Origin of the sequence: Gaiella sp., from assembly GCF_035558935.1 — a bacterium.
In the GTDB taxonomy this organism is placed as follows: domain Bacteria; phylum Actinomycetota; class Thermoleophilia; order Gaiellales; family Gaiellaceae; genus Gaiella.
In genome coordinates this window covers 19,534-27,441 of record NZ_DATMBZ010000115.1, presented here as the reverse complement: position 1 = coordinate 27,441, position 7,908 = coordinate 19,534, and the positions used below count along the sequence as shown (strand labels likewise).

9 protein-coding genes are annotated in these 7,908 nt (G+C 69.7%); 6 read left to right on the top strand and 3 right to left on the bottom strand.

Annotation, left to right across the window (positions count from 1 at the left end):
- Positions 1–140: CBS domain-containing protein (locus VNM44_RS17180; RefSeq protein ID WP_414652971.1), on the bottom strand; the 140-nt coding region annotated here is incomplete at its 3' end.
- Between the two features lie 85 nt (positions 141–225).
- Here VNM44_RS17180 and VNM44_RS11295 point away from each other — a divergent pair.
- The 5 genes from VNM44_RS11295 (at position 226) to VNM44_RS11275 (ending at position 4,850) form a co-directional block, all read left to right on the top strand.
- Complete coding sequence (locus tag VNM44_RS11295; protein WP_325625982.1) at positions 226–1,431, top strand: FAD-dependent oxidoreductase; 1,206 nt, start codon at positions 226–228, stop codon at positions 1,429–1,431.
- Positions 1,428–2,327, top strand: coding sequence for a fumarate hydratase (locus VNM44_RS11290; RefSeq protein ID WP_325625981.1), 900 nt, complete (start codon positions 1,428–1,430; stop codon positions 2,325–2,327). The genes VNM44_RS11295 and VNM44_RS11290 overlap by 4 nt, the downstream gene beginning before the upstream one ends.
- 246 nt (positions 2,328–2,573) lie before the next feature.
- A complete protein-coding gene (locus VNM44_RS11285; protein WP_325625980.1) occupies positions 2,574–3,164 on the top strand; it encodes a FumA C-terminus/TtdB family hydratase beta subunit in 591 nt (196 codons plus the stop codon).
- On the top strand, positions 3,148–3,936 hold the full coding sequence (locus VNM44_RS11280; RefSeq protein ID WP_325625979.1) for a phosphosulfolactate synthase: 789 nt from the start codon (positions 3,148–3,150) through the stop codon (positions 3,934–3,936). The genes VNM44_RS11285 and VNM44_RS11280 overlap by 17 nt, the downstream gene beginning before the upstream one ends.
- A 17-nt stretch (positions 3,937–3,953) precedes the next feature.
- A complete protein-coding gene (locus VNM44_RS11275; protein WP_325625978.1) occupies positions 3,954–4,850 on the top strand; it encodes a sulfite exporter TauE/SafE family protein in 897 nt (298 codons plus the stop codon).
- A gap of 8 nt (positions 4,851–4,858) precedes the next feature.
- On the opposite strand, the gene VNM44_RS11270 is transcribed toward VNM44_RS11275, so the two are convergent.
- Positions 4,859–5,341 carry a DUF4395 family protein gene (locus tag VNM44_RS11270; protein WP_325625977.1) on the bottom strand — a complete coding sequence of 161 codons (483 nt, stop codon included), beginning with the start codon at positions 5,339–5,341 and terminating at the stop codon, positions 4,859–4,861.
- A 34-nt stretch (positions 5,342–5,375) separates the two neighbouring features.
- Here VNM44_RS11270 and VNM44_RS11265 point away from each other — a divergent pair, with 34 nt between their 5' ends.
- The gene (locus tag VNM44_RS11265; protein ID WP_325625976.1) at positions 5,376–6,335 is read left to right on the top strand and encodes a sulfotransferase; all 960 of its coding nucleotides are present in this window, start codon (positions 5,376–5,378) and stop codon (positions 6,333–6,335) included.
- Positions 6,336–6,526: 191 nt separating this feature from the next.
- Here VNM44_RS11265 and VNM44_RS11260 read toward each other — a convergent pair whose 3' ends face one another.
- Complete coding sequence (locus VNM44_RS11260; RefSeq protein ID WP_325625975.1) at positions 6,527–7,798, bottom strand: PQQ-binding-like beta-propeller repeat protein; 1,272 nt, start codon at positions 7,796–7,798, stop codon at positions 6,527–6,529.
- Positions 7,799–7,908: the final 110 nt, after the last annotated feature.

The window sequence follows — 7,908 nt, the reverse complement described above, 5'->3', positions numbered from 1 at the left end:
ATGCCGATCAGGCGGCCGTAGTCCTTGACGATGACCGCGCCGACGTTGGCACCGCTCATGCGCTCGGCGACCTCGCCGAGGGTGTCCTCCGGGGCGACTTCGATCGGCTCGGGGCGAATGACGTCTGACAGCTGCGGCATGGGGAGAGTCTATCGTCGCGATCCGATGATAAGTGACGCTAATCCTGGCGATTAGCGATCACTCGATTCCGATACGATGCTCGCCGTGGTGCGGGCCGCTGATATCGACGTGCTCGTGGTCGGCAGCGGCGCGGCAGGCCTCTCGGCGGCCGTCTCCGCCGAGCGCTCCGGCGCTCGCGTCGCCGTGGCGACCAAGACCACGTTGCAGGCGAACAACTCGTCGAAGGCCCAGGGTGGGATCCAGGCGTCACTCGGCGAGGACGACTCGCCCGAGCTCCATGCCGAGGACGTCATGCGCTCCTCCCACGAGACGGCCGATCCCGCGCTCGTCGAGGTGCTCACAGCCGAGGCGCCCGCTGCGATCGCGTGGCTCGAGGAGCTCGGCTGCGCCTTCACGAGGGAGAACGGCGGCTACAGGCTCGCCCGCTGCGGAGGCGCCTCGCGACGGCGACTCCTGCAGGTAGGAGACCGCACCGGGCATGCGATCACGAAGGCGCTGCGTGAGGGATTCGAGGCGGGCGACGGCACCGTGCTCGCGCATCACCGGCTCGTGTCGCTCGAGCCGCTCGCGTCCGGCTGGAAGGCGTCGTTCGAGACGCCGGACGGCACGGACGAGATCGAGGCGGCGACGATCGTCCTCGCCTCGGGCGGGCGCTGCTTCGCGGAGGCGGCCACGCGGGGCGAGCTGTCGACGAACCATCCGAACGCGACGGGTGAGACGACCCGAATCGCGCTCGACGCCGGCGCGGAGGCGCGCGACCTCGACGCGCTCCAGTACCACCCGAACGGTGGAGCCTGGCCCGCGACGATGCAGGGGTACTCCATTCCCGAGACGACGCGTGCCTACGGGGCCGTCCTGTTGAACGCCGGGCAGCAGGAGTTCACGGACTCGCTCGGGCCGCGCGACGAGGTCTCGCAGGCGATCTTCGACGAGGTCGAGGCGGGGCGCGGGGTCGAGACCGAGGACGGGCGGCCGGCTGTGTGGCTCGATACGACGAGGATCTCGCCCGAGGACGCCGAGATCTCCCTGCCCTACATGCTCCGCCGCTACCGCGGAGGTGGCATCGACCCGCTGTCGGAGCCGATTCTCACGTACCCCGTGCTCCACTACCAGAACGGCGGCCTCGTGATCGACACGGGCGCGGAGACGACCCTCGAGGGGGTCTTCGCGTGCGGCGAGATCGCCGGCGGCACCCACGGGCGAAACCGCATGATGGGCAACTCACTCCTCGAATGCGTCGTGTTCGGGCGCCGGGCCGGGGCGAACGCAGCGACGAAGGCGAAGGGATGAGCACGATCACGAGGACCGACCTCGGCCAGGCCGTGGAGGATGCCGCCGCGCACTTGTATGTGTGGGCGTTGAAGGACATTCCGCGGGATCTGCGTGATGCGTTGGTGGCGGCGAGGGGGCGGGAGACGTCGGTGACGGGGGTCCGGGTGTTGGAGACGATCCTGCGGAATGTGGAGGTCGCGGACGAGGAGGGGAATCTTGTCTGTCAGGACACGGGGATCGCGGTCTACTACTGCCGGGTCGGGGAGGGCTTTCCGTTGCATCCGGCGGGGATCTACCGGGCGTTGCGGGCGGGGACGGAGCGGGCGACGGTCGAGAATTCGCTGCGCTCGAACACGGTGCACACGCTGACCCGCGAGAGCACCGGTGCGAACGTGGGGTATCGGGTGCCGATCGTGCACTGGGAGTTCGTCGCCGACTGGGACGGGCTGGATGTGAAGTGTGTGCCGAAGGGCTCCGGCTCGGAGAACATGACCTTTCTGAGGATGCTGGTGCCGGCCGATGGGGTGAACGGGGTCAAGCGCTTCGTGCTCGAGTCGATCGTCGATGCCGGGGGGAAGCCCTGCCCGCCGGGGATCGTCGGGGTCGGGATCGGCGGCTCGGCCGACTATGCGTTGCATCTCGCGAAGGAGGCGATCGCGCGGCCGGTCGGGTCACGCAACCCCGATCCGCTGGTGGCGCAGCTGGAGGACGAGCTGTACGGGCTCTTGAACGAGACGGGGATCGGCCCGATGGGCCTCGGCGGCGACGTGACCGTGCTGCAGTGCCACATCGAGCACGCCGACACGCACATGACCTTGAACCCGGTCGCGGTCAACTACCAGTGCTGGGCCGCGCGCCGCGCCTCGGCGCACATCGGCGCCGACGGCGCCGTCGAGTTCGACAGGGAGTTCTGACGTGGAGACGAGCGCGAGGGTGAAGCGGAGGGGGCGAACGGGGCCGGGGACGAGGCCGCCTGGGGACGAGTTGGCGCACTACCGGCACGAAGGCACGGGCGCCGGCGTCGTAGAATCGGCAGTGAGGGCGGCGGGAAGCTACCCCACCCAGGGCGGGGGGACGCGTGCGGGCGCGCGCGCGAGCCGCGCCGTGCGGAGGGCCGAAGCGGCTCGCGCGGCGGGCTCCCGGGGGGAGCGGCGGGTCTGATGGCGATGCACGAGGTCACCTTCCCCGTCACCGATCCGGCGGCGATCCTGAAGCTGCGTGCCGGCGACGAGGTCGTCGTCCAGGGTCACATCATCGGGATCCGCGACCGCACCCAGATCCGCATCTTCGACCAGGGCGCCGCGCCGCCGATGGACCTGAGCGGCGCGTTCCTGCTCCACACCGCGCCGAACGTGCGCAAGCTCGGGGCGGGCCGGTACGAGAAGATCTGCATCGGCACCACCACCAGCGCGCGGATGGTGCGCTTCACCGAGGGGCTCGGCGAGCGCTACGGCGTCCGCGCGATCTGCGGCAAGGGCGGCTTCCCCGACGAGGCGATCGAGCCGATGCAACGGCTCGGGATGGTCTACCTCGCGATCGTCGGCGGCGCCGCCGCGCTCGAGACGACCCAGATCGAGGAGATCGAAGAGGTTGCCTGGGAAGACCTGATGCCCGAGTGCCTCTGGAAGTTCCGCGTCAAAGACTTCGGCCCACTCACCGTCGGCATCGACACCCACGGCAACTCCCTCTACCACGACGTCCAAGACCGCGCGAAAACGAAGCTGGAGGAGCTCTATGCCCGATTTCAATGACGGCTTTCTCGGCGTCCCGGCGCGGCCCGGGAAGCCGCGCGAGGTCGGCGTCACCCACGTCATCGACAAGGGTCTCAACCTCCGTGACATCGAGGGCCTGTTCGACACGGCGGGTCAGTTCGTCGACATCGTCAAGTTCGGTTGGGGCACCAGCTACGTCACGAACAACCTCGAGAAGAAGATCGCGCTCTACCGCTCGTTCGAGACGCCCGTGGTCTGCGGGGGCACGCTGTTCGAGGCCGTCTACGGCCGCGGGCGGATGGACGACTTCAAGCGATGGCTCGTCGACCACCGCTTCTCGCACGTGGAGATCTCCGACGGCACGCTCGAGATCCCGCGGGGGGAGAAGCTCGAGCTGATCACGGACTTCGCCCGGGACTTCACCGTTCTCTCCGAAGTGGGGTCGAAGGACTCCGACGTCGTCTTTGCGCCGTACCAGTGGGTGGAGTGGATCAACGAGGAGCTCGCGGCCGGTGCGTGGAAGGTGATCACGGAGGGCCGTGAAGGCGGGACGGCCGGGATCTACCGGTCGGACGGCGACATGCGCACGGGCCTCCTCGACGAGATCGCGCACGGCGTCGCGATCGAGAACGTCCTCTTCGAGGCGCCCACCAAGTCGTCGCAGGCGTGGTTCGTGAAGCACTTCGGGCCGAACGTCAACCTCGGCAACATCCCGCCCGACGAGGTGATCCCGCTCGAGACGCTCCGTCTCGGCCTCCGGGGCGACACGCTGAAAGAGGTTCTCCTGGCCTCCACCCCCGAGAGGGACTGAGCCGCGAGGCTTTCGCGATGGACTGGAAGCTCTCCCTCGCAGGGCTCCTGATCGGACTCCTGGTCGGCTTCACCGGCATGGGCGGCGGCTCACTGATGACGCCACTCCTCGTGCTCTTCTTCGGCTTCAAGCCGTCGATCGCGATCGGGACGGACATCGTGCACGGCGCGATCTTCAAGTCCTTCGGCGCAGTCCAGCACCGCCGCATGGGACACGTGCACGCGCGGCTGACCGCCTGGATGCTGCTCGGCTCCGTCCCGTTCTCGCTCCTCGGCGTGGCGCTCTCGTGGTGGCTCAAGCAGCGCTACGGCGAGGGCTACGAGGACACGGCGAAAGCAATCCTCGGCGTCGCGCTCGTCGTGTGCGGGATGGCGTTCCTCGTCAAGGCGTACCTCCACTCGATACCCGAGGACAAGCCGTTCATCCTCTCGAACCGAGATCGCGTGATCGCGATCGTCACGGGCGTCGTCGGCGGGTTCGTCGTCGGCCTCACGTCGGTGGGAAGCGGGACGCTGTTCGGCCTCGTGATGCTGATCGCGTTCCCGCTCACCGCTGCGAAGATCGTCGGAACCGACATCTTCCACGCCGCGGTGCTGCTCGCCGTGGCGGGCGCGGGCCAGCTGCTCGCGGGGCACGTCGACCTCGGCGCGACCGGCTGGCTCCTGATCGGCTCGGTGCCCGGTGTCCTGATCGGGGGCCGCTTCACGGTCAAGCTGCCCGACCGGGCGCTGCGGATCGCGCTCGCCGCGACGCTCACGCTCGCCGGCGTGAAGCTCGTCGATCCACCGGGTGCGGACGTGATCGTGATCGCGGGAATCGCAGCCGCGACGCTTGCGGCAATCGCTGTCACGGCGCGCTGGCTCGTCGGGCGCTCGGCCGAGCGCCTTCCACGGGCGTCGCAGCCGGACGCCTGAGCGTCAGGTCACGGGGCCGGCGGCAGCGGGCAGGACACGAACGTCCTGCCGGTGAGGCGGTAGGCCAGCTTGTAGGCGGTGCAACCCGCGCAGAAGCCGGTCGTCGCGGCGAGGAGCGCGAGCGCTCCGACGAGCAGCCCGAGCGCGGCGCCGACCGTCGTGAAGCCGCCCGCGTATGCGAGCGTCGCGCCGGTCAGCACAGCGAGCCCGACCAGGTTCGCGAAGCGCGGTGGACGCGCGTCCTCGAGGCGGCCCTCCCCGACCCGGGGCTGGATCAGCTCGAAATATGCGACGCACGCGAGGCACCAGCGACGGCCCAACGTCAGCCCGAGCGCGAGCTGCAGCGCAAGCAAGGCGAGCAGCCACCACCAGCCGGTGCCGACCGCCAGCAGGGTGATGAGCCCGACGACGGTCTGGTTGACCCGCGGTGCGCGCTCGTCGATCACCTGGGTGTCGCGATATGGATCGGCTCGCCGCTTGGCACGCTTCATTTCGGGAAGCATTAGCAGGTCGTACAGTGCCGGCGTGCCGGAGCCGAGCCCGCCCACGATCGTCCTCGGCGTCCGGCGCTCGGGGACGACGCTGCTTCGCGTGATGCTCGACCGCAACGCCGCGCTCGCGATTCCGGACGAGTCGTACTTCGTCCCGCAGCTCGCCACGCGGCACCGCGGAACCGTCGACGTGGACGAGTTCCTGGACGACCTGCGCCGCCTGCCGACCCTCGCCGAGTGGGGCCTTGCAGCCGATGCGGTGGGCGCGCGTCTCCGGCCAGGGATGACGACGGGCGAGGCGATCGCTGCGGTGTTCGAGGCCTACGCCGCCGAGCACGGCAAGCCGCGCTGGGGAGACAAGACGCCGCTCTACATGCAGCATCTACGGCTCCTCGAGCGGCTCTTCCCCACGGCTCGGTACGTGCAGCTGATCCGCGACGGGCGCGACGCGGCGCTCTCGTTCCTCTCCGTTCCCCCCGGCATCATGACCGAGGGCTGGGGCCATCCCCGTGACGCGGCGGGATTCGCGTGCCAGTGGGCGACGGAGGTCAGAGAGGCGCGCGCGCTCGGAGCGCGCGTCGGGCCGGGCCGCTACCTCGAGGTGCGCTACGAGGCGCTCGTCGCCGGTCCAGAGGCGGAGCTCCGGCGCGTCTGCGAGCTCGCGGGCCTCGACTACGAGGAGACGATGCTCGGCTACGTGGGCCACACGGAGTCGGCGCGGAAGGACCACCAGCAGCGGCTGAACGAGCCGCCGCGGGTCGGCGTCCGCGACTGGCGGACGGAGATGGCGCCCACCGACGTCGCGGCATTCGAGCATGTCGCCGGCGATCTCCTGGACGACCTGGGATACGACGTCACGACCCGCGGTCACGACGCACGGCGGCTCGCCGCCTACCGCGCGAAGACCTGGGCGTGGCGATCCGTCGGCACCTTGACCCAGCGCTCTCCGCTCTGGCGGCGCCGGCACGCGGTGCTTCGGGAGCCCGGTCTCTGACACTTTCGGACTCGTCCACGAGCACGCGTCGTGAGAAACCGCGGTCCCGCTGTCCACAGTGAGCCGCGCGAGCGCGCACCCCCACTGCTCGGGCGCATGTGGACGGATCGGCACAGAATCGGCGCGGTTCGCCCTTGACGAGAATCGGTCTCTGAGACCGTTCGGCGTCAAGACGTCGCTTGCGGACGCGCCTACTTCGGCCCGTCCTTGCCGCGGAATGCGACGAGGATCCCGTTCAGCGTGAAGTAGTACGCGCGCTCGGTCGCGATCCCCGGCGAGTACTTCCCGATCGGGAAGTGCCACACGATCTTCCCGTCGGAAGCTCGTGCCGCGTAGGTCTCCGTCTCGAGCGTCGAGAAGAACACGAGGTCGCCGACGACGACCGCGCCACCGAGGATCCGGCCGCCGACATGCGTCCGCCAGATCAGCCGCCCATCGGTCTTGCGGTACGCGCGAAGGCCGCCGTTGAAGTCGCCGACGAAGATCCGGTCGCGCCCCACGGCCGGCGTCGAGTAGCCCAGGGAGCTGACATTGTCCGTCCACAGGACGCGTCCGCTCGAGGCGTCGAGCGCGACGATCTTCCCCGACCGCGCGATCGTGTAGAGCCGCTCGCCGTCCGTCGACGCGCTCGCGTAGAAGCTCTCGTACCGGAACGCGTCGCGCTTCACGTACGTGCTCCAGAGCTTCGTCCCGTTCCGCTGCCTCAGGCAGAAGATCGAGCCCGCGTACGTCGTGATGCAGACCCGGCCCCGGGCGAGCGACGGGCTCGAGTTGATCCGACCGCCCGTGTCGTAGGCCCAGCGGACGTGACCGGTATCCGTGTCGACCGCGAACAGCCGGCCGTCAGTCGTGCCGAAGTACGCGATCCCGTCGACCACCGCCGGCGAGGACTCGACGATCGCGTTCGTCCGAAGCTGCCACACCTCCTTGCCGCTCGCTCGCGCCAGCGCGGTGACCGTGCCGTCCTTCGCGCTCACGATCACGTTGTCACCTGCGATCGCAGGCGTCGAGGGCTTATGCGCGTGGTTGACCCGCCGCCAGAGCACCTTGCCGGTCGCCGCCTCGATCGCCCAGGTGTCGCCCTCGAACGTGTTGACGTAGAGCATCCCGTCGCAGTAGCTCGGCGGATACTCGACGTACGACTTCAGCCCGCGCGCCCAGAGCCTCTTGCCGGGGACGCCGAGATCGATGCCGAGGCGGGCGAGGCTCCGCGACGGGCCGCCGCCGAACATCGGCCAGCAGCGCTTGTCGATCGCGACCTCTGGCTTGGGCTTGGGCGGTGGAGGCGGAGCCGTCGTCTGGGGCGGCGGCGCGGTCGTCGGCGGCGGGGCCACGACGGTGACGTCGGTCACCTCGGTCTCGAGCGTTCCGGTCGGGAGGGTTCGGGTCGTGACGAGGGCGACCGCAAGGCCGAATCCCAACGCGAGGGCAGCGGCGAGAACGAGGAGGAGTCGGCGGCGCATGGGCGAGGTCGGCTCCGTGTGCCGAGCATCCAGTGTGCCTACCCTGCCGGGCGGCGCCGACCCGTCCTTACAATCGCCGTTCAGGTGGCGGGGAGCTGCGCTCAGCACGA